The sequence below is a fragment of the Bacillus sp. D48C genome, assembly GCF_053345735.1.
In genome coordinates, this window is record NZ_JBKFAQ010000001.1 from 225,424 (window position 1) to 250,698 (window position 25,275).

General features: G+C 36.3%; 25 protein-coding genes and 2 pseudogenes. 20 read left to right on the plus strand and 7 right to left on the minus strand.

The window, feature by feature from the left end:
• Nucleotides 1-57: 57 nt before the first annotated feature.
• From ACLBXA_RS01275 to ACLBXA_RS01310, 8 genes are all read left to right on the plus strand, one after another.
• Entirely contained in the window at nucleotides 58-897 is an 840-nt protein-coding gene (locus ACLBXA_RS01275) for a LysR family transcriptional regulator (RefSeq protein ID WP_000362525.1), read from the plus strand.
• Between the two features lie 210 nt (nucleotides 898-1,107).
• On the plus strand, nucleotides 1,108-2,820 hold the full coding sequence (gene ezrA / locus ACLBXA_RS01280) for a septation ring formation regulator EzrA (protein ID WP_000377314.1): 1,713 nt from the start codon (nucleotides 1,108-1,110) through the stop codon (nucleotides 2,818-2,820).
• Between the two features lie 229 nt (nucleotides 2,821-3,049).
• Nucleotides 3,050-4,192 (plus strand): cysteine desulfurase family protein, encoded by a 1,143-nt coding sequence (locus ACLBXA_RS01285; RefSeq protein ID WP_447617084.1) that lies wholly within the window; start codon nucleotides 3,050-3,052, stop codon nucleotides 4,190-4,192.
• Between the two features lie 6 nt (nucleotides 4,193-4,198).
• Complete coding sequence (gene thiI, locus ACLBXA_RS01290) at nucleotides 4,199-5,413, plus strand: tRNA uracil 4-sulfurtransferase ThiI (protein ID WP_000989272.1); 1,215 nt, start codon at nucleotides 4,199-4,201, stop codon at nucleotides 5,411-5,413.
• Between the two features lie 80 nt (nucleotides 5,414-5,493).
• Nucleotides 5,494-5,691 (plus strand): alpha/beta-type small acid-soluble spore protein, encoded by a 198-nt coding sequence (locus ACLBXA_RS01295; protein WP_000091640.1) that lies wholly within the window; start codon nucleotides 5,494-5,496, stop codon nucleotides 5,689-5,691.
• Nucleotides 5,692-5,864: 173 nt separating this feature from the next.
• On the plus strand, nucleotides 5,865-7,451 hold the full coding sequence (gene mbcS, locus ACLBXA_RS01300; RefSeq protein ID WP_000817728.1) for an acyl-CoA synthetase MbcS: 1,587 nt from the start codon (nucleotides 5,865-5,867) through the stop codon (nucleotides 7,449-7,451).
• A 102-nt stretch (nucleotides 7,452-7,553) separates the two neighbouring features.
• Nucleotides 7,554-7,985, plus strand: a complete 432-nt coding sequence (locus ACLBXA_RS01305) for a VOC family protein (RefSeq protein ID WP_447617085.1) — start codon at nucleotides 7,554-7,556, stop codon at nucleotides 7,983-7,985.
• Nucleotides 7,986-8,054: 69 nt separating this feature from the next.
• A complete protein-coding gene (locus ACLBXA_RS01310) occupies nucleotides 8,055-9,623 on the plus strand; it encodes an amidohydrolase (protein ID WP_001207088.1) in 1,569 nt (522 codons plus the stop codon).
• A gap of 117 nt (nucleotides 9,624-9,740) precedes the next feature.
• On the opposite strand, the gene ACLBXA_RS01315 is transcribed toward ACLBXA_RS01310, so the two are convergent.
• Entirely contained in the window at nucleotides 9,741-10,544 is an 804-nt protein-coding gene (locus ACLBXA_RS01315; RefSeq protein ID WP_000785183.1) for an NAD kinase, read from the minus strand.
• A gap of 205 nt (nucleotides 10,545-10,749) precedes the next feature.
• Here ACLBXA_RS01315 and ACLBXA_RS01320 point away from each other — a divergent pair, with 205 nt between their 5' ends.
• The 5 genes from ACLBXA_RS01320 (at nucleotide 10,750) to ackA (ending at nucleotide 15,110) form a co-directional block, all read left to right on the plus strand.
• Nucleotides 10,750-11,388, plus strand: coding sequence for a DUF2953 domain-containing protein (locus tag ACLBXA_RS01320; RefSeq protein ID WP_000620652.1), 639 nt, complete (start codon nucleotides 10,750-10,752; stop codon nucleotides 11,386-11,388).
• 12 nt (nucleotides 11,389-11,400) lie between these two features.
• Complete coding sequence (ytfJ, locus tag ACLBXA_RS01325) at nucleotides 11,401-11,796, plus strand: GerW family sporulation protein (protein WP_447617086.1); 396 nt, start codon at nucleotides 11,401-11,403, stop codon at nucleotides 11,794-11,796.
• Between the two features lie 134 nt (nucleotides 11,797-11,930).
• Complete coding sequence (gene tpx, locus ACLBXA_RS01330; protein ID WP_000024531.1) at nucleotides 11,931-12,431, plus strand: thiol peroxidase; 501 nt, start codon at nucleotides 11,931-11,933, stop codon at nucleotides 12,429-12,431.
• Between the two features lie 199 nt (nucleotides 12,432-12,630).
• Nucleotides 12,631-13,617: a class I SAM-dependent methyltransferase gene (locus ACLBXA_RS01335; RefSeq protein ID WP_000084365.1), complete on the plus strand. Its 987-nt coding sequence runs from the start codon at nucleotides 12,631-12,633 to the stop codon at nucleotides 13,615-13,617.
• Nucleotides 13,618-13,916: 299 nt separating this feature from the next.
• Nucleotides 13,917-15,110, plus strand: a complete 1,194-nt coding sequence (ackA, locus tag ACLBXA_RS01340) for an acetate kinase (protein WP_000034583.1) — start codon at nucleotides 13,917-13,919, stop codon at nucleotides 15,108-15,110.
• Nucleotides 15,111-15,133: 23 nt separating this feature from the next.
• Here ackA and ACLBXA_RS01345 read toward each other — a convergent pair whose 3' ends face one another.
• Nucleotides 15,134-15,568: an NUDIX hydrolase gene (locus ACLBXA_RS01345; RefSeq protein WP_079246009.1), complete on the minus strand. Its 435-nt coding sequence runs from the start codon at nucleotides 15,566-15,568 to the stop codon at nucleotides 15,134-15,136.
• Nucleotides 15,569-15,639: 71 nt separating this feature from the next.
• Nucleotides 15,640-16,275, minus strand: a pseudogene (locus ACLBXA_RS01350) (DUF1796 family putative cysteine peptidase).
• A gap of 137 nt (nucleotides 16,276-16,412) precedes the next feature.
• Between ACLBXA_RS01350 and ACLBXA_RS01355 the strand changes: the two are divergent.
• Nucleotides 16,413-17,246 carry an EcsC family protein gene (locus tag ACLBXA_RS01355; protein ID WP_001256853.1) on the plus strand — a complete coding sequence of 278 codons (834 nt, stop codon included), beginning with the start codon at nucleotides 16,413-16,415 and terminating at the stop codon, nucleotides 17,244-17,246.
• Between the two features lie 31 nt (nucleotides 17,247-17,277).
• Here ACLBXA_RS01355 and ACLBXA_RS01360 read toward each other — a convergent pair whose 3' ends face one another.
• Nucleotides 17,278-17,940, minus strand: a complete 663-nt coding sequence (locus ACLBXA_RS01360) for a YitT family protein (RefSeq protein WP_001244514.1) — start codon at nucleotides 17,938-17,940, stop codon at nucleotides 17,278-17,280.
• 854 nt (nucleotides 17,941-18,794) lie between these two features.
• Between ACLBXA_RS01360 and ACLBXA_RS01365 the strand changes: the two genes are divergently transcribed.
• On the plus strand, nucleotides 18,795-18,989 hold the full coding sequence (locus ACLBXA_RS01365) for a hypothetical protein (RefSeq protein WP_000910278.1): 195 nt from the start codon (nucleotides 18,795-18,797) through the stop codon (nucleotides 18,987-18,989).
• 28 nt (nucleotides 18,990-19,017) lie between these two features.
• Here the strand turns inward: ACLBXA_RS01365 and ACLBXA_RS01370 are convergent, their stop codons facing one another.
• On the minus strand, nucleotides 19,018-19,335 hold the full coding sequence (locus ACLBXA_RS01370) for a hypothetical protein (RefSeq protein ID WP_000417222.1): 318 nt from the start codon (nucleotides 19,333-19,335) through the stop codon (nucleotides 19,018-19,020).
• 166 nt (nucleotides 19,336-19,501) lie between these two features.
• On the opposite strand from ACLBXA_RS01370, the gene ACLBXA_RS01375 reads away from it, so the two are divergent.
• The 3 genes from ACLBXA_RS01375 (at nucleotide 19,502) to ACLBXA_RS01385 (ending at nucleotide 22,544) form a co-directional block, all read left to right on the plus strand.
• Complete coding sequence (locus ACLBXA_RS01375; RefSeq protein WP_000412339.1) at nucleotides 19,502-20,707, plus strand: argininosuccinate synthase; 1,206 nt, start codon at nucleotides 19,502-19,504, stop codon at nucleotides 20,705-20,707.
• Nucleotides 20,704-22,092: an argininosuccinate lyase gene (argH, locus tag ACLBXA_RS01380; protein ID WP_079246008.1), complete on the plus strand. Its 1,389-nt coding sequence runs from the start codon at nucleotides 20,704-20,706 to the stop codon at nucleotides 22,090-22,092. Before ACLBXA_RS01375 ends, argH begins: the two co-directional genes overlap by 4 nt.
• Nucleotides 22,093-22,190: 98 nt before the next feature.
• On the plus strand, nucleotides 22,191-22,544 hold the full coding sequence (locus ACLBXA_RS01385; RefSeq protein WP_079246007.1) for a DUF3139 domain-containing protein: 354 nt from the start codon (nucleotides 22,191-22,193) through the stop codon (nucleotides 22,542-22,544).
• Nucleotides 22,545-22,588: 44 nt separating this feature from the next.
• On the opposite strand, the gene ACLBXA_RS01390 is transcribed toward ACLBXA_RS01385, so the two are convergent.
• Nucleotides 22,589-22,768, minus strand: a complete 180-nt coding sequence (locus ACLBXA_RS01390) for a hypothetical protein (protein WP_000342753.1) — start codon at nucleotides 22,766-22,768, stop codon at nucleotides 22,589-22,591.
• A 244-nt stretch (nucleotides 22,769-23,012) separates the two neighbouring features.
• Here ACLBXA_RS01390 and ACLBXA_RS01395 point away from each other — a divergent pair.
• Nucleotides 23,013-23,711, plus strand: a pseudogene (locus ACLBXA_RS01395) (hypothetical protein).
• A gap of 41 nt (nucleotides 23,712-23,752) precedes the next feature.
• Here ACLBXA_RS01395 and ACLBXA_RS01400 read toward each other — a convergent pair.
• Nucleotides 23,753-24,211, minus strand: coding sequence for a universal stress protein (locus tag ACLBXA_RS01400; RefSeq protein ID WP_001066672.1), 459 nt, complete (start codon nucleotides 24,209-24,211; stop codon nucleotides 23,753-23,755).
• Nucleotides 24,212-24,358: 147 nt separating this feature from the next.
• Between ACLBXA_RS01400 and ACLBXA_RS01405 the strand changes: the two genes are divergently transcribed.
• The gene (locus ACLBXA_RS01405) at nucleotides 24,359-25,150 is read left to right on the plus strand and encodes an SDR family oxidoreductase (RefSeq protein ID WP_033668923.1); all 792 of its coding nucleotides are present in this window, start codon (nucleotides 24,359-24,361) and stop codon (nucleotides 25,148-25,150) included.
• The last annotated feature ends 125 nt before the right edge of the window (nucleotides 25,151-25,275 follow it).

The window sequence follows — 25,275 nt, forward strand, 5'->3', positions numbered from 1 at the left end:
TAGGAGGAAATATCGATTTCTTATAACGGTTATAACTTTTTGTTAGAGGTGTGTACGATGGATTTGGAGGCAGTACGATCGTTTATCGAAGTGAAGCATACGCGAAGTTTATCAAAGGCAAGTAAAATTTTACATATATCTCAACCAGCGCTTAGTAAGCAAATTCAAAAGTTAGAAGCGGATTTAGAGGTTACTTTACTTAAGCGTTCTGCGCAAGGAGTGGAGTTAACGGAGGCAGGAGAGTTATTTATAAAAAGAATGCTACCGATTTTGGAACAAATAAATGAAGTGAAAACAGAAATGAGGGGGTATCAAGAGAACCGAAAGTTTTCAATTGGTATACTACCGAGTTTAGCAGAGCATTACATATTAGAGTGTAAAGATGTATTAGGTGATGAGTTCGAAGTAGAGTGGCAAATCGGACATACGGAAGTATTAAGAGATTTATTTAAAGCGCGGGAGATCGACGCGATGTTCATCGATTCAGTAGTAGAAGGTGCTACGTATATAAAAGAAGTGCAACAAGAGAAAATTGTTTGTGTCATTTCAAATAATCATCCGTATAAAGAGAAGAAAGTCATTCAAATAGAAGAGCTGCAAAATGAAAAATTAATTGTATATCCAGAAATATGCGATGTAAGGAAAATGATTATGAACATGTTTCATGAGATAGGTGTAAAACCAACTATAGCTGTGGAAACATCTTACGCAGAACCGATGCTTGCAATGGTAAAAGCTGGCCTTGGCATTACTTTACTTCCAGAAAGGGCAGTAGAGCAGTCTGTAAGGCAGGGAAATGTACATGGAATTTCTGTTGAACCACCACTCATGCGGAAAATTTATTTCGTATCTCATACGAAAGATTGTTTGTTATTACAATCATTTGAGGATAGGTAGTGAGGTAGGCGGAATATTGAGAAAGATTACAATCGCATTGAAAGAAACATGAAATTTTAAAAAAAACTAGGTCAAAAACAAGCCATTACATGGTATGATTAGTACATTGTTAGTTGTTAAATATAGGGGAATTCCCTTTTTATACATAATGCCTTCCATTTCATAAACGGAACGGACAAAAAAAGAGATATAACTAGGAGGCTTTTTTGCATGGATTCTATCCTGACGATCGTTATCATTGTAGTAAGCTCTATTCTAGTGCTGCTCATGATAGAGCTTGTGATAAGAAATCGTTCATATAAAGATATTGAAGCACTGGAGCAGTGGAAACAAGAGATAAAAGATAAACCTGTGGCAGATGAACTAAAACGGGTAAAAGATTTAAACATGACGGGTCAAACAGAAGAACTGTTTGGTAAATGGCGTGAAGAATGGGATGAAATTGTATCAACAACCCTTCCGAAAGCTGACAAAGATTTAGCGCAAGCGCGAAAATTCGCCTCGCAATTCTCCTTCCGAAAAGCAAAGCATGCGATGAACGAATCCATAAGTGGTTTAGATGACGCTGATAATCGTATTACAGGTGTTTTAAATGAATTACAGCAATTGTTAGAAAGCCATGAGAAAAATAGCTCGGAAATTGAAGGGTTACGTGATACATATCGTAGTATGAAAAAGAGTGTTCTTGCTCATAGACATATGTATGGGGCAGCAGAGCAGAAAATCGAAGAGATGCTAGACGCTGAATCTAATAAATTTAAAAGTTTTGAAGAAGCAACAGATAATGGTGACTACTTAAAAGCGAGAGAAATTGTTATTAGTTTAGAAGAAGGTTTAGCTGGTTTAGAAATCATTATTCACCAAATTCCAGATTTATTAGTAGAGTGTCAAGCGACGCTACCAGTTCAACTGGAAGATTTATTACAGGGTCATAATGATATGGTAAGACAAGGTTATGTATTAGAGTATTTGGAAGTCCCTAAAGAAGTTCGTGATATGACGACACAACTAAACACATGTTTAATGGATATACAGGAGCTTCATATAACAGAAGCGGCTGAAAAAGTGGAAGACTTAAAAACTCGTTTAGATGGTTTCTATGATCAACTTGAGCAAGAGGTGCATGCGAGACATTATGTGGAGCAAAAAACACTTTCTGTTTATGAAGACTTAGAAGAAATACGTATCGAAACGATTGAAACGAAAACAGAAACACAACTTGTGAAACAAAGCTATCAATTGCAAGATAAGGATATTGAATCTCAAAAAGTAATTGAAAAGCAAATGCACATTTTAACGAAACGTTTTGAAATGCTACAATTACGCGTTGCTGAACAAGATATTGCCTTCTCTATTATTCGTGAGGAACTAGAAGAGGTTTATGAGCAATGTGAAACGTTAAAAATACTTCATGCAGAATATAAAGAGATGCTGCAAACGATGCGTAAAGAAGAATTTGAAGCGCGTGAGAAGTTACAAGAAATGCGAAATACTATTTTCGAAACGAAACGCTTTATGCAAAAGTCGAATTTGCCAGGTCTTCCAGAGAGTATTATGGAAGATTTAAAAAGAGGGCAAATGGCAATGCAAGCTGTATATGAACAATTAGAAGTGAAGCCGTTAAATATGAACGCTGTAAATAGCAGTTTAGAAGAAGCATACACAACTGTGAACGGTGTAGCTGAAATGACAGAAGAGTTAATTGGACAAGCGTATTTAGTTGAAAAATTAATTCAATACGGTAACCGTTACCGCAGTCATGATGAAAGCCTTGCAGAAAGCTTAAATTATGCGGAGAAATTATTCCGTGAATATCAATACGATGCAGCTTTAGAACAAGCAGCTTCTGTACTAGAGCAACTTGAACCTGGTGTTGTTCAAAAAATAGCTGAATATGTAGACAATGAACAAACCCTTTCATAAAGGGTTTGTTTTTTTGTGTAATTTTGCAGGCGATGTTGCTATAATGAATAGCGGAATACAGTAAGGTTATTCGTTTCAAAATAAAGTGAAACTGTAATCAGTGGGGGGATCTCACTAATTATTATTATTCACTAATCGGGATAAAACGGAACCTTTGCGTAGTCTTAGCGTAATGACACGTATTTATGATATGATTATATGATGTGATAGCGCTGAAAGGGGAAGAACGATGATCTATTTTGATAATAGTGCGACGACGAAGCCATATCCAGAAGCTCTTCAATCGTACGTGACGGTTGCTGGGAAATATTTTGGTAATCCTTCTTCTATTCATTCGCTTGGAGGAGAGGCAGAGCGTCTATTAACACAATCAAGAACGATTGCAGCGCAGCTTCTTCACGTTAAACCTTCTGAAATTATTTTCACATCAGGTGGAACGGAAGGAAACAACCTTGCGATTAAAGGGATAGCAATGAGGAATCGTTCGCGCGGTAAACATATCATTACAACAAATATTGAACACGCGTCTGTGTTTGAGGCATATAAGCAATTAGAAGAACTCGGATTTGATGTAACATATTTACCGGTTAACGAGCACGGTGTTGTATCGGTAGAGGATGTAAAACGAGCAATTCGTGAAGACACGATTCTTGTATCAATTATTCATGTGAACAACGAAACTGGAGCAATTCAGCCCGTTGCTGAAATTGGAACTTTATTATCGAATCATCCGAAAATAAGATTCCATGTAGATCATGTACAAGGGATAGGAAAAGTACCGCTTGATTTATATGCTTCTCATATTGATCTTTGCTCAATATCTGGACATAAATTCCACAGTGTAAAAGGAACGGGTCTTCTTTATATACGTGATGGCGTAAGATTAGATCCGATTTTATCAGGTGGTCAACAAGAGCTTAAGTATCGCTCTGGTACAGAGAATTTACCTGGCATTGTAGCGATGGTGAAAGCACTTCGCATGACAATGGAACAAGTGAAAGAAAAGGTAGCTCATTTGCAAGGTTTACAAGCGGAGCTTGTCAGCTTCTTTAAAGAGATGGAAGATGTGACGATTAATACATCGCTTGCATATGCAGCACCGCACATTTTAAATGTATCATTTGTTGGTTTAAAACCAGAAGTAGTCGTTCATGCTTTAGAAGAACACGGTGTATATGTGTCAACGAAATCAGCTTGTTCTTCAAAAGCAAATGAAGTAAGCAGAGTGTTAGTGTCGATGGGAGTGCCGCATGCAGCAGCTGCAAGCGCTATTCGTATTAGTTTGGCACCAGATAACAAGATGGAAGAAGTAAAACAATTTGAAGGTATTGTAAAAGAGACAATGCCAAAATTATATGAAGTGATGAGGTAAAGAAATATGATGACATATGAATATATTTTAGTGCGTTACGGAGAAATGACGACAAAAGGTAAGAACCGTTCTAAATTTGTAAGCACATTAAAAGATAACGTGAAGTTCAAACTGAAAAAGTTCCCAAACATTAAAATTGATGCAACGCATGACCGTATGTACATCCAGTTAAACGGTGAAGATCATGAGGCAATCTCTGAAAGATTGAAAGACGTATTTGGTATTCATAAGTTTAACTTAGCGATGAAAGTACCATCAGAATTAGAAGACATTAAAAAAGGTGCATTAGCAGCTTTCTTACAAGTAAAAGATGATGTGAAAACATTTAAAATTACAGTGCATCGTTCTGATAAGCGCTTCCCAATGAAGACGATGGAGTTACTTCCAGAAATCGGTGGGCACATTTTAGAAAATACAGAGGATATAACAGTAGATGTTCATAATCCAGATGTGAATGTACGTATAGAAATTCGCAGTGGTTATAGTTATATTATGTGTGGTGAGCACATGGGAGCTGGCGGTTTACCAGTTGGCGTTGGTGGAAAAGTAATGGTACTTCTTTCTGGTGGTATTGATAGCCCGGTAGCAGCGTACTTAACGATGAAACGCGGCGTATCTGTGGAAGCAGTTCACTTCCATAGCCCACCTTTCACAAGTGAGCGTGCAAAACAAAAAGTAATCGATTTAGCACAAGGGTTAACGAAATACTGTAAACGTGTAACGCTGCACCTTGTTCCGTTTACAGAAGTGCAAAAAACGATTAATAAAGAAATCCCATCTAGCTATTCAATGACGGTTATGCGCCGTATGATGATGCGTATTACAGAGCAGATTGCTGAGGAGCGTAACGCACTTGCAATTACGACTGGTGAAAGTCTTGGACAAGTAGCAAGCCAAACATTAGATAGCATGCATACGATTAACGAAGTAACAAACTACCCAGTTATTCGTCCGCTTATTACGATGGATAAATTAGAAATTATTAAAATTGCTGAAGAAATCGGCACGTATGATATTTCAATTCGTCCATACGAAGATTGCTGTACAGTATTCACACCAGCTAGCCCGGCGACGAAGCCGAAGCGTGAAAAAGCAAATCGATTTGAAGCGAAATACGATTTCACACCGTTAATCGAAGAAGCTGTAGCGAACAAAGAAACAATGGTATTACAAACGGTTGAAGTAGTGGCGGAAGAAGAAAAATTTGAAGAACTTTTCTAAAACCATAAATTACCATATCTAAAACGTGTATGAAGTCATGTTGTTTATCACACTCTATACTCACAAGGAGGTGATACAACATGTCACGTAGCACAAATAAATTAGCGGTTCCTGGTGCTGAATCAGCATTAGACCAAATGAAATACGAAATCGCTCAAGAGTTTGGTGTTCAACTTGGAGCTGATGCAACAGCTCGCGCTAACGGTTCTGTTGGTGGTGAAATCACTAAACGTCTAGTTTCACTAGCTGAGCAACAATTAGGCGGTTACCAAAAATAATCCCATATGATGGCTTAGAAAGAGCGGGTTCTCTCGCTCTTTCTTTTTGTTGTTCATATTAGTATAAATTCATTTCGACAAAAGCATAAAAAAATTGTCAAAAGAAGAGGGTTCAAAATTTACTGAAAATTCTTTATTATATAAGGGAGGCATAAAGAAAAAGGAGGATGTTTATGAAGAGAGAGGAATTGTTGGCACCACCATCTTATAATTTAGTTTCAGAAATAGAGAAATATACAGACGATAAAGAGAAGCTTGCTTTAATTTGGCAAGATGATAAAGGGAATAGACGAGAAGTTACATATTTTGAATTAATGCAAGGTGCAAATAAAATTGGAAACGCTTTTATAAAAAGTGGCTTACAAAAAGGGGACAAGCTCCTTATTATGATGCCGCGTTTAATTGAAGCGTACATGACGTATATCGCTGCGATTAAAGCAGGATTTGTCGTAATTCCAAGTTCGGAAATGTTGCGTAAAAAAGATATCGAATATCGAATTGGACATGGCGAAGTAAAAGCGATAGTAAGCTATGAGCCGTACATTGGACAGTTTGATGATATAGAAGCAATGGAATCTCTTCAAAAATTCGTCCTGAGCGAGCAGTCAGTAGACGGATGGATCAATTTAAAAACAGCATTAGAAACAGAAAGTGACATGTTAGAAATGGCGAAAACAGATAAAGAAGATATGGTCTTTTTATCTTACACGTCAGGGACGACAGGAAACCCGAAAGGTGTCGTTCATACTCACGCGTGGGCATACGCTCATTTACGTACAAGCGCCCCGAATTGGCTCGGAATTGAAGAGAATGATGTTGTATGGGCAACGGCTAGTCCAGGGTGGCAAAAGTGGATTTGGAGCCCGTTTTTAGCAACTCTCGGTTCAGGGGCAACAGGATTTGTGTACAACGGCAAGTTTGAACCGAAAACGTATTTAAATTTATTAGACGATAATAAGGTGAATGTGCTTTGTTGTACACCGACTGAGTATAGATTAATGGCAAAGGTAGAAGATTTAAGCCAGTACAATTTAGAGGCGTTACATAGCGCTGTATCCGCAGGTGAGCCGTTAAATAGAGAAGTTATTGGAACGTTCCAAAAGCACTTTGATATTACAGTAAGAGACGGCTATGGGCAAACGGAAAATACACTACTTGTTGGTGTAATGAAAGGGATGGATATTAGACCAGGATCAATGGGGAAACCAACGCCAGGTAACCACGTCGATATCGTAAATGAGGAAGGTATTCCAGTTAAAGTAGGCGAAGTTGGTGATATTGCAGTTCACATTGAAACGCCGGCACTCTTTAAACAATATTATAAAGACGATGAGCGTACAGCGATGCAATTCCGCGGTGATTATTATATTACAGGTGATAAAGCGAAGAAAGATGAAGATGGCTACTTCTGGTTTGAAGGGCGTGGTGATGATATCATTATTAGCTCTGGTTATACAATCGGGCCGTTTGAAGTAGAGGATGCGCTTGTAAAACATCCTTACGTAAGAGAATGTGCGGTTGTCGCAAGTCCTGATGAAATTCGCGGAAGTGTCGTGAAGGCATTTATCGTATTAAGAGAGAATATAGAAAAGAACGAAGAAACATTAATTCCAACACTCCAACAACACGTCAAAGAACTCACTGCACCATATAAATACCCTCGCAAAATTGAATTTGTAGATGAACTACCAAAAACGATTTCTGGAAAAATTCGCCGTATTGAACTTAGAAAACAAGAGATGGAGATTCCGTCAAAATAATTTTGAAAACAGTGAAGTAAATAGTTGAATGAAATGCAAAACAATGATAATATAAAAACGAACACAAGTTCGATTTTATAAACTTAAAAAAGAGGTGTCCGTATGATTTTAGGTATTAATCCGTACTTAGTTTTAGATGGTAGTGGGCAAGAAGCTGTACAGTTTTATAAAGAGGTTTTAGATGCAAAAGTAGAAGTCATGCAAACTTTTGGTGACATGCCTGAAAATCCAGAATACCCGATTCCAGCTGAAGCGAAAAAGCGCGTTTTACACGCTACTTTAAAAGTTGGTAATACGGATCTTATGATTTCTGATACATTCCCAGGTCAAGGGCATGCAATCGGATCTCAAGTAACAATCGCAATTCAAATTAGTAATGCAGAAAAAGCAAAAGAAGTATTCGATAAGTTACAAGAAGGTGGAGAGGTTATCATGCCACTTCAAGAAACATTCTGGAGCCCAGCATACGGACAAGTAAAAGATAAATTTAATATTGAATGGCAAGTTACAACGTCTACTACTGAACAAAAGTAATTTTTAGAAAAGCACCATGTTTTGAAATGGTGCTTTTTTTTATACAATAAAATAAAGGAGATGGGATATATGAGAGAAATTTGGTATGGCGGCACCATTTACACAATGCGAGAAAAGAATGAAAAAGTAGAAGCTATTTATGTTGAAAATGGCATAATCGTTGATGCTGGGAGTAAGGAAGAATTAGAAAGTAGATATTCAAACGTTAAGTTGCAGGACCTAAAAGGAAAAACAATGATTCCGGGTCTCGTTGATAGCCATATGCATCTTATTGGGCATGGGGAGAGATTACTCCGTCTAGATTTATCAAATTGTACATCTTATGGTGAAGTGCTTACTCTTGTTCAGAAGCGAGTGGAAGAAGCACCAAAGGGATCTTGGGTTATTGGAGAAGGGTGGAATGAAAATAACTTTACAGATACGAAAGATGTTCATGCGCGTGATTTAGATGAAATTTCGAAAGAACATCCCATTTTATTAAAGCGAGTTTGTCGTCACGTTACATGGGTGAATTCATACATATTGCAAGAAGCGAACATAACAGAAGCGACGCAAAATCCAAAAGGCGGGAAAATTGGCAGGGATTCATCAAATAAGTTAACAGGACTTTTATATGAACAAGGGCAAGAATTAATTAAACACGTTCAGCCAGAAATTGATGAAGCTTATTTACAAAGAGCTCTGCAAACAGCGATTAAAGATTGTTGGCAATATGGACTTGTTGGCGGGCATACGGAAGATTTAAATTACTATGGTGGCTTTAGAAAAACGCATAATGCGTTTTCTCACGTTATAAAAGAAATGCCATTTAAAGCACATTTGCTCGTTCATCATGAAGTAGCACAAGAACGAAAAGAATATGAAAATGAACATTATATTGAATTTGGGGCAATGAAAATTTTTTCTGACGGTTCTTTTGGCGGAAGAACAGCATTATTAAGTGAACCGTATGAAGATGCGAAGGAAACGAATGGGGTTGCAATTTTCTCACGTGAAGAACTTGCAGAATTAGTGAAGAAAGCACGAGACTTACATATGCCAGTTGCGATTCATACTATCGGTGACTTATCGCTTGAATATGTCATTAATGCACTCGAATTATATCCACCAGCAAAAGGGTTACGTGACCGTATTATTCATTGTCAGCTTGCTCGTGAAGAGTTGATTGAAAGAATGAAAAACTTGTCGGCTATTATCGATATACAGCCGGTCTTTCTTTCCTCAGATTTCCCGTCAGTCATTGAAAAACTAGGCGAGCGTCGTCTTCGTTATGCATACGCTTGGAAGACGTTACTGGAAGCAGGATTACGCTGCAACGGTGGGTCTGACGCACCAATTGAACAAGTGAATCCATTTTTAGGCATATATAGCGCTGTTACACGTAGAAGTTTTATTGACGATGTATGCTATATGCCTGAGGAAAGATTAACGGTATATGAGGCTGTTTCTCTATTTACAACAGGAAGTGCCTATGCAATCGGAAAAGAAGCGAAGCGAGGGCAAATTATAAAAGGATATGAAGCAGACTTTACGATATTAGACCGTAATATTTTTGAAATTGAGGCAGAAGAAATGAAAGAAGTACAAGCAGAAATGACCGTAATAGATGGCCAAGTTGTCTATAGAAAAGGTATGTAAAAATATATGAGCGATTATTGAAATATATCGACTTACCGACAAAAATAGCAACTAATAGTTAGAGAAATAAACAACCGCAGAATTATGGAATTCCATAATTCTGCGGTTATTTTAATTCTATAAAAACGTTCTTTGTACTTTTTCCCAGAAAGAGTTGTTTTTTAATTTAACTGTTTTAATTTGTTTATCGCTTAAGCGTACAACAGCTTTTTCCACTTGTTTAATGCTAAGCGCTTCGTTATCCATGCCGATAACAGGATAATCGTTACCGTCTGGTCTTAGTTTTAAAGTTAATGTACGTTCGTGATTTAAAATGAACGGTGAACCGAGCGTACGGTAAGTGTTGTTGTTTAAAGATGCTAGTTCGCTTACTTGGAAACATGGAATAAGTGGGTCAACAACTGCACCATGCAATGATTTATTGTAAGCTGTACTTCCTGTTGGGGTAGAAACTACTAAACCGTCCCCTCTAAATGTTTCGAAGTATAAATCATCAACGTGAACATCTACAACGAATGTTTTAATAATGCTAGAACGTAATGAGAACTCATTTAAACAATAGAAAGATGTACCATGATCTACATCTACCTGAATTGTTGGATATTTGCGCACTTCAATTTCATTTTTTGTAATTTCTTGAAGGGCTGTATCAATGTGATCAATGTGAAAATCGCAGTAGAACGAAGTTTCATCTTTCGTAGAAATCCCTGCGTATAAGCAATCTTCTCTAAAACCAGTTTTACGAACGGCTTGTAAGAAGGTTGCATCATCTCCAACACTGACGATAGCGTTTGCATTTTTTGGATGATCTAATATGGTAAATCCATTCTCTTCTAAAATACGATAGATTGGTTTCATTTTTTCAACGAGCGTTGCTTTGTCATCACCATAAAAGAAAAATAAATTGCGACGATCTGCCATTATGTATCCCTCCACTGCAGTTAAATTTTCTGTTTTTCGTGCTGCATATCATTAGAGTCCGTTCCCTGATGATATGTTCAAATAATATATTTCGATATAAATTGTCAAAATACCTTTTTATTTTTAGAAAAATTTTTATATTCAATCTTATAAAACTCTGTTTAACGATGAATAAACTTGTCGATAATGGGTATGGAGTGAAAGGATGATACGTATGAAGTGGCTCGTAATTGGAATAATAATTCTTCTCCTTTTTATTTTGCTTATACTATTGTCGAAAATATCGCTTAAGGTGACATTTTTATATTCAGAAATGGAAAAGCAATGTTTATTTCAAGTGAAAATATGGATGATTCGATATACATTTGATGTGTTGGAAAGAATTGAAAAACAGCAGAAAAAGACAGGACAGAAAATCGAAAAAGCTGAAGAGGACGGCGGACTAGATAATAAAATTATGGCGCAACTTGACAGTATTGGGGAACTGATAAAAAGGCTTCAAAAAGTTCATACTATCGTTAAAGATTTTCTCAAACGAGTGAAAATCAATGGTTGGAAATGGCATACGCAAATTGGAGCAGGCGACGCAGCTAGTACTGGAATTGTCACTGGATATGCATGGGGGACAAAAGGTATGGCTGCTGGAGTTGTCGGACAATATATGCATATTGTCGATGTACCAGAATTTGAAATTACTCCTGTTTTTCAAGGGAAGGGATTTGCATCAAGATGCGAGTTAACAGCATCTTTTCGTATATTCCGCACTATAAAAACAGCGATGAAATTGCTCATATTTATGAGGCAGCAAAAATCTGGTATGACAGAAAAATCTGTTCAAGCATAGGGGGGATATAGAATGGACCATCCAATTCAAGGTTTAATGACAACAGCAATGCAGCATTTAAAACAAATGACTGATGTAAATACAATTGTTGGTGACCCAATTAAAGCGGCAGATGGAAGTGTAATTCTTACTGTTTCGAAAGTAAGTTTCGGATTTGCTGCTGGTGGAAGTGAATTTGGTAGAGTAGAACATTCAGGCCGTCATCCATTTGGCGGGGGAAGTGGTGGAGGAGTTTCTATTAATCCTGTTGCCTTTCTTGTTATAAATGGAGATGGTGTGAAAGTATTGCACTTAGATAAACAAACACACGTCATCGATAAAATAATTGAATTAGCGCCACAAGCTGTTGATAAAATGAAAGAAATGATGGATAAACGAAAAGAAGATGATCCTGAATTTCAAATTTAACGAATAAAGAAGCTAATCAATAGGTTAGCTTCTTTTATTTTTTTGTAAATAAAGCGATTTTATTTGCATTATCGATAGGGACAAACTATCATTTACATTGTACATATTTTGTTTAAATAAGGGAGGATTTTCAAGTGGCAAACGTAACTTTTAAAGGTAATCCAATGACTTTAGTTGGAACAGAAGTTAAAGTTGGCGATCAAGCGCCAAACTTCCAAGTATTAGCAAACGACTTATCTCCAGTAAGTTTAGAAACATACAAAGGCGAAGTAAAATTAATTAGTGTTGTACCTTCAATCGACACAGGTGTGTGTGATGCACAAACACGTCGTTTTAACCAAGATGCAGCAGGTATTGAAAACGCGAGAGTATTAACAATTAGCGCTGATTTACCATTCGCTCAAAAACGCTGGTGTGCAGCAAACGGTTTAGAAAATGTTGTAACACTTTCTGACCACCGTGACCTTTCATTCGGTGAAGCTTACGGCTTAGTAATGAAAGAACTTCGTTTACTTGCTCGTGCAGTATTCGTAGTAGATAGCAATGACAAAGTAGTTTACGTAGAATACGTAGGCGAAGGTACAAGCCATCCAAACTATGAAGCAGCATTAGAAGCAGCTAAATCTGCAAAGTAATGTGAAGGAAATGACCTCTTATAAAGAGGTCGTTTTTTCTCATATATCGCTACGTAACGGTGCCGATATATGAGAAAAAACGTTATATCATATATAACTTGAGAGGGAGCTCTTTACAGGAGGTCGCTTTTTCTTTTTGGAAAAAATCACTTTGTGGTATGATATAAGTTATGTGTAAAAGAGAGAAGGAGGAATGTACGTGAGTCAGACAGTGGAAACATTATTTTCTATTTTTGATTCTTCTGCGGTAGTTTTACGTAAAGAATTAGATGTGACATATTTAGAGGCGCTTGTAGAAACAGGTGATAACTTGTTTGAGGGAGCGATTTTACAAGAGGAATTATCCGAATCAGCAATTGAAAGGCTGAATCGTGAATATAGTACGTTTAATGAAGAAACATATAAAGGTGAAGAAATTCGTAAAGCATTTCAGTTAGCCATCTTAAAAGGAATGAAAGAAGGCGTACAAGCGAATCATGAAATGACGCCTGATGCAGTTGGGATGTTCATGAGTTACTTATTCCATAAATTTATGCAAGGTCAAAACGAAATTACAGTTTTAGATCCTGCAATTGGAACAGGAAATTTAATGACTACAGTGTTTAATAGCGCCAAAGAAGGACTAACAATGAGTGGATTTGGTGTAGAAGTGGATGAAGTGCTAATTAAACTTGCTTTAGTAAATGCAAATTTACAGAAGCATGCAATCGAATTCTTCCATCAAGATGGACTAGCACCACTTTATATCGATCCAGTTGATGCAGTCGTTTCAGACTTACCGATTGGTTACTATCCAAACGAAATCGGTGCCAGTGAATATAAATTAAAAGCAGATGAAGGAATGTCGTATGCTCATCACTTATTTATTGAACAAAGTGTGAAACATACGAAAGAGGGCGGGTACTTATTCTTCTTAGTACCAAACTTCATTTTTGAAAGTGATCAGGCACCAAAATTACATGCATTTATTAAAGAAACATGCTTTATTCAAGGGTTATTACAGCTTCCTGTTTCCATGTTTAAAAACGAGAAAAATGCAAAAAGTATATTTGTTCTCCAAAAGAAAGGCTCTAATGTAACAATGCCAAAACAGGCGTTATTAGTGGAGTTGCCTAAATTCTCTAACATGAAGGCGATGGAGAACATTATGGATCAATTAAATACTTGGTTTGCAACACATAAATAAAGCTGGGTATATGTAACAGAGTTAGTGATTCATGTAGTACAGTTTTATATAATATGTCATATTTTTAAATATATACTAGATTTAACTGAATTTTTTTGAAATCTGTAATATATATTTTTTCTTGGTGTTACAATTTTTTCACTTGAAATATATGTCGGACGATGTTTAAATTAAAATCGTGAGTATAAAATTTGCTAATGATGAAACGTTTTCATATTTAGTAAATTTGATTAGATAAAATCGAGCGGTTTGTGGAAACATCCACACAACTACCAAGAGAAAAAGGGGCGAAAGACTAGATGTCAAAAATCATCGCGATTAACGCAGGAAGCTCTTCCTTAAAATTCCAATTATTTGAAATGCCAAGTGAAACAGTATTAACAAAAGGTTTAGTAGAACGTATCGGTTTAGAAGATAGTATCTTCACTATTACTGTAGATGGCGAAAAACAAAAAGAAATTACAAACATCCCAGATCACGCAGTAGCAGTTAATATGCTTCTTAAAAAATTAACTGAAAACGGAATCGTTAAATCTCTAGATGAGATTGGCGGTATCGGTCACCGTGTTGTTCACGGCGGCGAAAAATTTGCTGACTCTGTTTTAATTACTGATGAAGTATTAGCTGATATCGAAGAATTAAGCGATTTAGCACCACTTCATAACCCAGCAAACGTTGTTGGTATTAAAGCATTCCGAGAAGTATTACCAAACGTACCAGCAGTAGCAGTATTCGATACAGCATTCCACCAAACAATGCCGGAATCTGCATTCCTATACAGCTTACCATATGAGTACTATGAAAAATTCGGCATCCGTAAATACGGTTTCCACGGAACTTCTCATAAATATGTAACTGAGCGTGCGGCTGAATTATTAGGTCGTCCAATTGAAAGCTTAAGCTTACTTTCTTGTCACTTAGGTAACGGTGCAAGTATCGCAGCAGTAGAAGGCGGTAAATCTATCGATACTTCTATGGGCTTCACTCCACTTGCTGGTGTAACAATGGGTACACGTTCTGGTAACCTTGACCCTGCGTTAATTCCATACATCATGGAAAAAACAGGCCAAACAGTAGAAGAAGTAGTTAACGTATTAAACAAGAAGAGTGGTATGTTAGGTCTTACTGGTTACTCTAGTGACCTACGTGACATCATTGCGAAAGAAGAAGAAGGCGACCACCGTGCGAAAGTAGCACTTGATGTATTCGTAAGCCGTATCCACAAATACATCGGTTCTTACACAGCTCGTATGAAAGGTGTAGACGCAATCATCTTTACAGCTGGTGTAGGTGAAAACAGTGCGATTATTCGTGAGCGCGTATTAGAAGGCCTTGAGTACATGGGCGTATACTTCGATGTAAAACGTAATAACGTATTCGGTGAAGAAGCATTCATCAGCTTCCCACACTCTCCAGTAAAAATTATCGTAATTCCAACTGACGAAGAAGTTATGATTGCTCGTGACGTACTACGTCTTGGAGATATTGGTTAATATATAAAAAGAAAGACGAGATCCTATAGGATTTCGTCTTTTTTCTTTTGGATGTATTTTAAAACACCATCCGGATATAATATTTTTTCTTTCTGAATGAATGCCTTAATAGGAATCCATTTCGCATATGTTACTGCTTGCTTATCTTGTATATTTAATATTTCCATTTCATATAGTGAGGTGTCTAATAAACGCAAAGAATATAGTTGAATGATTTCATGACCAATGCCCCCATCTAGATGAAAGACATTTTCTAAGCAACCTAAATAATTGGTGATTTCTATCTCCGTATGAAGCTCTTCTTTAAACTCCCGAATAACAGTATGTGCTGATTTTTCACCAAGTTCAATGGAACCGCCAAGAGGACGATAATATGTTTCGCCTTCTGTATAATATTCTTGTACGAGAAGGCGATCTTGATGTACAGCAAGACCGAAAGCTTTTGCACGTGGATACATAATAGAATCACTCCTTATTTGTTTTGTATAAGGAAGATTATAATGTATGGTGTGATAAAAGTATTCTGTATTTAAGTGTGCGGTCTAACTGTAATTCCATCAAATAAGTCTTTCCAAAATGCTTCATTGTATTGGTATACATCCATAATCGGGCATTTCATAACGCAAGTATGTTGTAATCCCCAATCTTCTTGAGTGATAGTTGGTATATCGGCAGGAATTAGTAACAGGACAGAGAATGTATGTGTAATTATTTGAGATGAAATTTGTTCTAGGGAACATGCTTCTTCGTATGTTCCTCCAGTTCGAATAAATAATATGGATTCTGCCGTTTCAATTGTAGTTAGAAAACGATTAGTTCGATGTTCGTAGTTTAACTTAATTTCTGTATAAGAAGGCCAAGTAGTTGGTGTGTTTACATCTGTTTTAAAGTCATGACAGGAGTCAATTTCATAAAGGTTGCCCCTTCATCTTAATTTTGCATCATCATCCCAAAATGAGATGAAGGATAAATTTTCTTAATTTAAAAAGCGGTCAAATCGATTTTGGAATAATAAATTTACTTTCGCTAATGAAGGACTTAGCATAAAATCAATAACGCCAAAAAATGGTGATAATTCTAATTGATATAATGCCCAAGTAGGCCAGCAGTTTTTTCCTAAGCTGAATTCTGCGTTATAATTTTGTTTTAGATTGGATAGATTCATGTGAAGCATCTCATCCTTTTTGCTATTATTTTATGTCACTCATAAAGGGTATATAAAAAGAGATATACAAGCATATTTGTAAAGAATAAGCAGAAATATGTTACAATAGAAAAAAATCGAACGAGGTGGTTGTTACGATGCGATCGAAGCGAGAACAAGCCATTTTAGACAATATAAAAGAATGGGAAGCGCAATTAGTTGAGCAAGAAGCGACCGATTTTCAAAAAGTGTTTGATAAATGGTTACATACTACAGTTGCGAAATTACCTGAGAAAAAGCGAAAAGAATTCTTCACGAAAGCAGATGGATGGCTCTTTCATTTGCATGCATTTATTCAAAGTTCACAAGCACAGTTAGATGCACGTAATCGGATTTTAGGAACATCGAGATTATTTGATGAATCGATTGAACAGCTTGAAGATTTGAAAGCATTATCTATTGATCAGTTAACATACATAGCAGAGCAGCAAACAGCACGTCATCGTCTATATTCGTTTGTGCAAGGCGGGGCGACAGGTGCTGGAGGTTTATTATTATTAACGGCAGATTTTCCGGTTATGATCGCGTTAAATGTGAAGGCAGTCCAACTTATTGCAACATCATTTGGGCATGATGTGAACAAGCCTTATGAAATGATGCTTGCGTTAAAGGTGTTTCATGCGTCATTACTACCAGGAAGACTTCAGCAATACGCATGGTACAATTTATTGCAAGAGCTGGAGCAAGAAGATTCGTTCTTTTATGAAGGAGACGAAGCAGTGTTGCAAACAGCTTCTACTGAAGTTGTGTTAAAACAAATTTTGAAGACATTTTCGATTTATGCTCTTCGTCGTAAATTATTCCAAGGTATTCCGGTAATTGGAATGGCAATTGGATCTACAGTGAACTATCGTTTAACAAGAAACGTTACTGAATTTGCAAATAGATTTTATCAAGTGCGCCATATAGTCGAGAAAGAAAAAAGAGCATAAAAAAAGCGAGAGGCCGAAGCCTTTCGCTTTTTTAATTTGTTGCATGTTTTTTGGACATTGGAACAGATACTGGCTGCTTTTCTGCTGTTTTTTCTGTTTTTGGATAATAAATTAAATCCAATGTTTTTGCCTGTACGGCAATCGAAAGAATAGTAAAAGCAATTTCTGTCCAATTTAAATAATATAATGAAAGCGCAAGAACAATCGCGTCAAAGACGAAGAAAATTTGCCCAATTGTAAAACGAGTTCGTTTACTTAATACAATTGTTAAAATATCGTCTCCACCGGTTGCACCGCCAAATCGCAATATAAAACCGAGTCCAATACCAGCTAACGCACCGCCAACTATTGCAGCTATAAATAAATTATTTGATAAATCTACCGTAAATGGAGAATAATTTTCCATTAAGGAATAAAATAATCCGAATGAAATAGAACCTAAGAATGAATAGCCAACCATTTTTCTACCCAAAAATGAAGCACACAGTAAAATAATTGGGATATCCATTAATACAGTTGAAATAGATGGTGAAATATCATAAAAGTTTTGAATGAATAGTGCAATTCCTACAAAGCCACCTTCTGTTAAGTGGTTTTGGAAGTGAATGTGATATAGCGCTGCTGCTAAAATAAATGAACCGATTAAAACCATAAAAATTTCTTTAATAATTTGCCGACTTTGGATGTTCCTCATCGTTATTCCTTCTTTCCGTAGTTAGTAGTCCTTTTTGTGTTGTAAACTAACTACGAGCTCACATGTAGCTTTCAGTTAGTTTACGAAAAAACTAACTACGCTATATGTCGCTGAAGAAATAACGAATAATCCTCTCGTCCATCAATTCTCCCTACCTTCGTTTTAGTTTAAGTCTTAAAACGACTAAACAAAACGTGGAGTAGGATTCGTCATTTAGCAATCCTGCTCTTCTTTGTTTTGTTTAGTTAGTAACAATTAAGTCCTAAACAAAACGCTATGTGTAAGAAGAGTCTTTTTTTTGCCAAATTATCCTTCGGGCAATCATAATTTCCCCACTCTCGTATTTTTTTCGCTAGACTAAAGTATCTGAGCTGAAAAATACGCTACGTGTATGATTCGTCAATACGATGCCACATGCTCCTTCGAGCGATCATGATATCAAAATCCCTTCCTTCAAGATTTATACTATTATATCATACTTTTAAAAAATGTATGCGGATGGAAACCGACAATAAACGGAGGGAATCTACAAAAAATGTTATGTTTAAATATTTTTGTAGCAAAGCCTAAGTTATTTCAGAGGATTGGACAGTTTGTAACGGTTTGTCCAATAAGCAAGAAAAAAAGGGTTTTATTCCGTTGTGTTCTTTTCATCACTTTTATCTTTAAAAAACGCATCCCAACTAATTACACTTAAAAAAGTTAAAGCGATAATAACGAAAGCACGCATAAGCTTTAGACCTCCTTTTGTACATAGTATATGAATCATTCGATTCGAAATGTGTCATTTTTTTACAACTCTTAACTATTATGAGAGTATATTAATATAGATAGATGAAGGGGAGAGTGAAGATATGCTAAAAGACATGTTCAAAAGAAAAGAATTAATATGCGTTTCATGTCAGAAAAAAATTCAATATGAAGAAGAACTTGTTGCTTTTGTAAAGTTGCCGAAAGAAAGAAGTATATTAGTTGGTCCATTTGATGTGTGTTTGGCGAAAACAGCACAAGAGATATATTGTAAATCATGTTACGACAAAAAAGCATGACCCAAAGTAATTGAGGGGCATGCTTTTTTCATTGGTGTGCTTTCCCCTCAGATACATTTTGAGTGAGTCGATACCAAAGCCAAAGGTCATTAATGATGGAAGCAAGATCGGCAATTTCTGAATTTAGTTTACAAGAAACTTCGAAGTCTTCTTCGTTATTTAAATGATGTTGTTTTGTATTAATATAGTGCTCAAGTTCTTTTATACGATCAGGAATTTTCCCGCGAATTTGTTCCCATTTTAGTAAAATAGCATGCTGCATTTTTTCGGGGATATCTTCCCAATCTTCTTGTAAATGCGGAATTTCAATTCCTAGATGATTATCGTATAAGAAATACTTTTCCATAAGTTCACCCCCGTTTTCCTGCTTATATTGTACAGAAAAACAGAAAAAAGTTCGACGAAATTGTTTGAAAAAATTTGAAAATGACTCTTGATACATTTTGTAAAAGGTGTTAAAGTTTGAATTATTATAAAAGAAAATGAATATTTATTCTTTAGGGGGATGCAAAATGGAGAAGAAAAAAGTTGTATTAGCATATTCCGGAGGTCTTGATACTTCCGTTGCAATTAAATGGTTACAAGAGAAGAATTATGATGTTATCGCACTTTGTTTAGATTTAGGGGAAGGAAAAGACTTAGGGTTTGTGAAAGAAAAGGCACTTTCAGTTGGTGCAATTAAATCATATATGGTGGATGTCCAAGAAGAATTTGCGAATGAATATGCATTGATGGCGATGCAAGCACACACATTATACGAAGGGAAATACCCTCTTGTCTCTGCATTATCTCGTCCGCTTATTGCGAAGAAATTAGTAGAAATCGCAGAACAAGAAGGTGCAACTGCAGTTGCACATGGATGTACAGGAAAGGGAAATGACCAAGTTCGTTTTGAAGTTTCTATCCAAGCATTAAATCCTTACTTAGAAGTGATTGCGCCTGTACGTGAATGGAAGTGGTCACGTGAAGAAGAAATTGCATATGCAAAAGAAAACGATGTACCAATTCCGATTCATTTAGATAGCCCGTTTTCAATCGATCAAAACTTATGGGGACGCAGCAACGAATGTGGAATTTTAGAAGATCCATGGGCAGCACCACCAGAAGAGGCATATGAGATGACATTAGCATTAGAAGATACACCGAATAAACCAGAGTTTGTAGAAATCGGATTTGAAGCAGGTGTACCGACGACTTTGAATGGTACTGCATATTCACTTGCAGAATTAATTAAAACGTTAAATGCACTTGCTGGAAAACATGGCGTTGGACGTATCGATCACGTAGAAAATCGTCTTGTCGGTATTAAATCTCGTGAAGTATACGAATGCCCAGCAGCAATGACGTTAATCACTGCACATAAAGAGTTGGAAGATTTAACACACGTAAAAGAAGTAGCACATTTTAAACCAGTGATTGAACAGAAAATAACAGAACTTATTTATAACGGTTTATGGTTCTCTCCTTTAAAACAAGCGCTTCATGCATTTTTACAAGAAACGCAAAAGAATGTAACAGGTACAGTGCGTGTAAAATTATTTAAAGGTCATGCGATTGTAGAAGGACGTAAATCTGAATACTCTTTATACGATGAAAAATTAGCAACATATACTGCTCAAGATGAATTTAATCATGATGCAGCAGTTGGATTTATTTCATTATTTGGTTTACCGACGAAAGTATACAGCCAAGTGAATCAAAAGAAGGTGGAAGCGTGAGCAAACTTTGGGGCGGACGTTTTACGGAAGAAGCGGAAGCGTGGGTTGAAGAGTTTGGAGCATCCATCTCCTTCGATCAACAATTAGTAAATCAAGATATAAAAGGGAGTATTGCACACGTAACGATGCTAGCAAAGCAAGGCATCGTTACGAAAGAAGAGGCAGAGAAAATAAAGATAGGTCTTCAATATTTATTAGAAGAAGCGAAACAAAATAAATTACATTTTTCGATTGAAGCTGAAGATATTCATTTAAATATTGAAAAGATGTTAATTGAAAAAATCGGTGAAGTAGGAGGGAAACTTCATACAGGCCGAAGTCGTAACGATCAAGTGGCGACAGATATGCATTTGTATTTAAAAGAAAAGGTAGAACATATTATAAAAGCTACAAAACAATTGCAAACTGTTCTTGTTCACCAAGCAGAAAATAATATTGAAACCATTATGCCGGGCTATACGCATTTGCAGCGTGCTCAGCCGATTTCATTTGCTCATCATATTCTCGCTTATTTTTGGATGTTAGAGCGTGATGTGAATCGTTATGAAGATTCGTTAAAGCGTATTAACATTTCGCCGTTAGGGGCAGGAGCGCTAGCTGGGACGACATTCCCGATCGACCGAGAATATAGTGCGGAACTTCTTGGGTTTAATGGAATCTATGAAAATAGTTTAGATGCAGTAAGTGATCGTGATTTCATACTGGAGTTTTTAAGTAATTCATCTATGCTCATGATGCACTTATCACGTTTTTGTGAGGAACTTATTTTATGGAGTAGCCAAGAGTTTCAATTTATTGAAATGAGCGATCAATATGCGACAGGTAGCAGCATTATGCCGCAAAAGAAAAATCCGGATATGGCGGAACTAATCCGTGGTAAAACAGGCAGAGTATACGGTAATTTATTCAGTTTACTTACAGTAATGAAAGGATTACCACTCGCTTACAATAAAGACTTACAAGAAGATAAAGAAGGAATGTTTGATACAGTCAAAACAGTAGAAGGATGCCTTCATATTATGGCGGGCATGCTTGAAACGATGACTGTAAACAAAGAAAAAATGGGGCAAGCTGTGACGCAAGATTTCTCCAACGCAACAGAAATTGCCGACTACTTAGCAAACAAAGGACTACCATTCCGTCAAGCTCATGAAATTGTTGGGAAGTTAGTGCTACATTGCACACAAAAAGGAATTTATTTATTAGATGTCCCGCTTGAAACATATCAAGAAATGAGCTCTTTATTTGAAGAAGATTTGTATGAAGTTCTTTCACCATATGCGGCTGTAAAGCGTCGTAATAGTGCTGGTGGGACAGGGTTTGAACAAATCAAAAACGCTTTGGAGAAGGCGAAGGGGTTAACGAAAGAATTTATTAAGAATTGAGTTGGGAAGTACGCCAGTCTAGTAAAGTCTGGCGTACTTTATTTTTTACTAGCATTTAAGTTACAATGTAGTAAAAAATAACAATTTAGGGGAAGTCTATGAAAAAAATAGTGTTTATCATTGTACTGGTAATTAGTTTAATTGCAAATGCTAAAGTGTTTCTTTTGGACAAATATATGTATGTTGGTGAAAAAGAAAAGCGAGAAGAAGCGATTATCGCAACGATGTGGCATTTGCAAGATAAAGGATATAAAGAAAGTGATATTTTATATATAAAACCGGCCTTTTATAGCAAAATGGATTCATATGGTATGAATGTACAGTTTAAAGATGAACCAAATGAATCATATACATATAGAGTTTTAAAAGATACGAAAACAAATAAACTAACTGTACACCAAGATAGCAATGAGCCTGGTGGTATGGGCGGGAAACATCAAGAGCTTAAATAAAGAAAGAAAACGACTGATGGCATTCGCCTGCAGTCGTTTTTCTTTTAATCATACTTATGTCGATCTTCCGTAATTCGAATATACTCAATATCCATCAAATCACGAAGCAATGCACCATTACTTAGTTCAACGCCATGTTTCTCTTTAAAATGAGTGCGAATCTTATCTAGCATTTCAATTTCTTTTCCGTTCACGTCTAAAATAATGCGTTCAGAATCATCCATATAGCATCCTCCTTTTTTACACATATATATTTTGTCCGTCTATTTCTAAAAAATGTATGTTAACGTAATGTTAGGAAATAAGAAAGGGATGAAAAATGAGACGTATTTATCCCGCATTAACGGGCAGTAAGACCCCCACCTCAAAATTTAGCGAGAGCAAAGAAGTTAGGTGGGGATCAACTGCCCGTAAAAGCCCGATTGGTTCAACTAATAATCAGTGGGGGATGAACAAAACCCCCCACTGATTAAAGTTTCACTTTATTTTATAGGGCTAATTTTGTACACGTTAATTGTATTGTATGTTGCATTCCCAAACGTATTTTCATTTGGAAATGTAGAAACAGTACACGTTGCGATATTTATTTTTTCTCTATTTCTAGTAGATTGCTGTATTTCAATATGGCTTTCGAAAAGAAAACATGTACAAGATAAAAAAGAAATGGAACGGAAAAAGAGAAAACGTTCATTTTGGATGATGACGTACTGTTTGTCTTTAGTGCTTACTGCTGCTTTTTTTAGTGAGCATATTCCATTAGAAAGATTAAATATTGGATTTGGAGCGTTCGTATGCGCATACTATTTTTTTATGCACTTTCTTCCTTATATGAAAGAAAAGCGAGGAGAAGAGGAAAATCCGCTTGTAGAAGAAGCGAGAGAACAAGAGCATAAGAGAATAGAAGGGGATATAAAGAAACTTGGAGAACAAAAATGGTATTTAAAATCAAAAATCATATATGTTCTTTGCTTCATTACGCCGCCAATTGGCTATTTGTACGTCTTCTTACTTCGTAAAAAAATGACAGAAGATGCAAAGTAAGCATACTTAACGGTTGCGACGATTATGATGGCATTATGGTCTTTGAAGTTTCTTCCTCCCTATGTATTAGCAATTACTGTTGTTATTGTGGCTTGTCTTGTATTTATAGTGAAATATGTGAAATGAAAAACACCAAGCCCATGTGGACTTGGTGTTTTATCTATAAATTAAAGATCACCTTGCTCCTCATCACCACGAACAACAAGGACATCGCATTTCGCATAGCGAATAATATGTTCAGAGACGCTACCGATTAGGAAGCGTTCAACAGCATTTAAACCAGTCGCACCACACATAATTAAATCTACTTTATGGTTTGGAGCGATTTCTTTTGAAATTTTAGATTTAGGGTTACCAAATTCTAATACAGTTTCAATTTTTTCAAGACCAGCTTCAAGCGCAGTTTTTTTGTAGTCTTCTAATAAGTCTTCTGCAAATAGATTTGCACGTTCAGCAATTGCACGGCTATAAGCCTCTACTGCTGAGTACGCTTTTACATCAACGATATGAGCGATTGTTAATGTTGCATTGTTGCGCTTTGCGACTTGAATTGCTTTTTTAAAGGCTTTTTCTGCTTCTTTAGAACCATCCACCGCGATTAAAATATTTGTATATGTATTATTCATAGTAAATTCCTCCCAATCTGTTTTATAACTGTTTACAACTTAATTATAAAACAAATTTTGGTAACGTGCTTGCCAGAAACGTTACAGAATTTTGAAAACTCTGTTTCAATTCATTTTAGTTGTAATTGGAGCGAGAACTTGTTACATATGAAGTATAGCAATTTAAAAGGAGGCATGTTTGTGAGACACGCGCTCATTACAGCCGGTACGAAAGGTTTAGGAAAGCAAGTAACAGAAAAGTTATTGGCTAAAGGATATTCAGTAACAGTAACGTATCATAGCGATATCACGGCTATGGAAAAGTTGAAAGAAACATATAAAAATATGGAAGAGCGTCTACAATTCGTGCAAGCGGATGTCACGAAAAAGGAAGATTTACATAAAATGGTAGAAGAAGCGATAAGCCGTTTTGGCAAAATTGATTTCTTAATTAATAATGCTGGTCCATATGTATTTGAACGAAAAAAGTTAGTTGATTATGAAGAAGATGAATGGAATGAAATGATTCAGGGAAATTTAACAGCGGTATTTCATTTATTAAAACTTGTCGTTCCGGTCATGAGAAAACAGAGCTTTGGCCGTATTATTAATTACGGATTTCAAGGGGCGGATAGTGCACCGGGATGGATTTATCGTTCAGCTTTTGCAGCGGCCAAAGTAGGACTTGTTTCATTAACGAAAACAGTTGCTTATGAAGAAGCGGAGTATGGTATTACTGCGAACATGGTATGTCCTGGTGATATTATAGGCGATATGAAAGAGGCAACTATTCAAGAAGCACGTCAGCTGAAAGAGCATAACACACCGATTGGTAGATCTGGAACAGGTGAAGATATTGCAAGAACCATTTCGTTTTTATGTGAGGACGATTCCGATATGATTACCGGTACAATTATTGAAGTGACTGGTGCAGTGGATGTTATTCATAGACATCGATAGAATAAAATAAGATGAAGTTTCAAATAATTGGACAGTTTATCCATTGTGCTGAGAGGTGCGGATAATACTGTCTTTTAATATAAAATTAAATCTATCGGAAAACTTGTATTATTTTTTGTCAAATA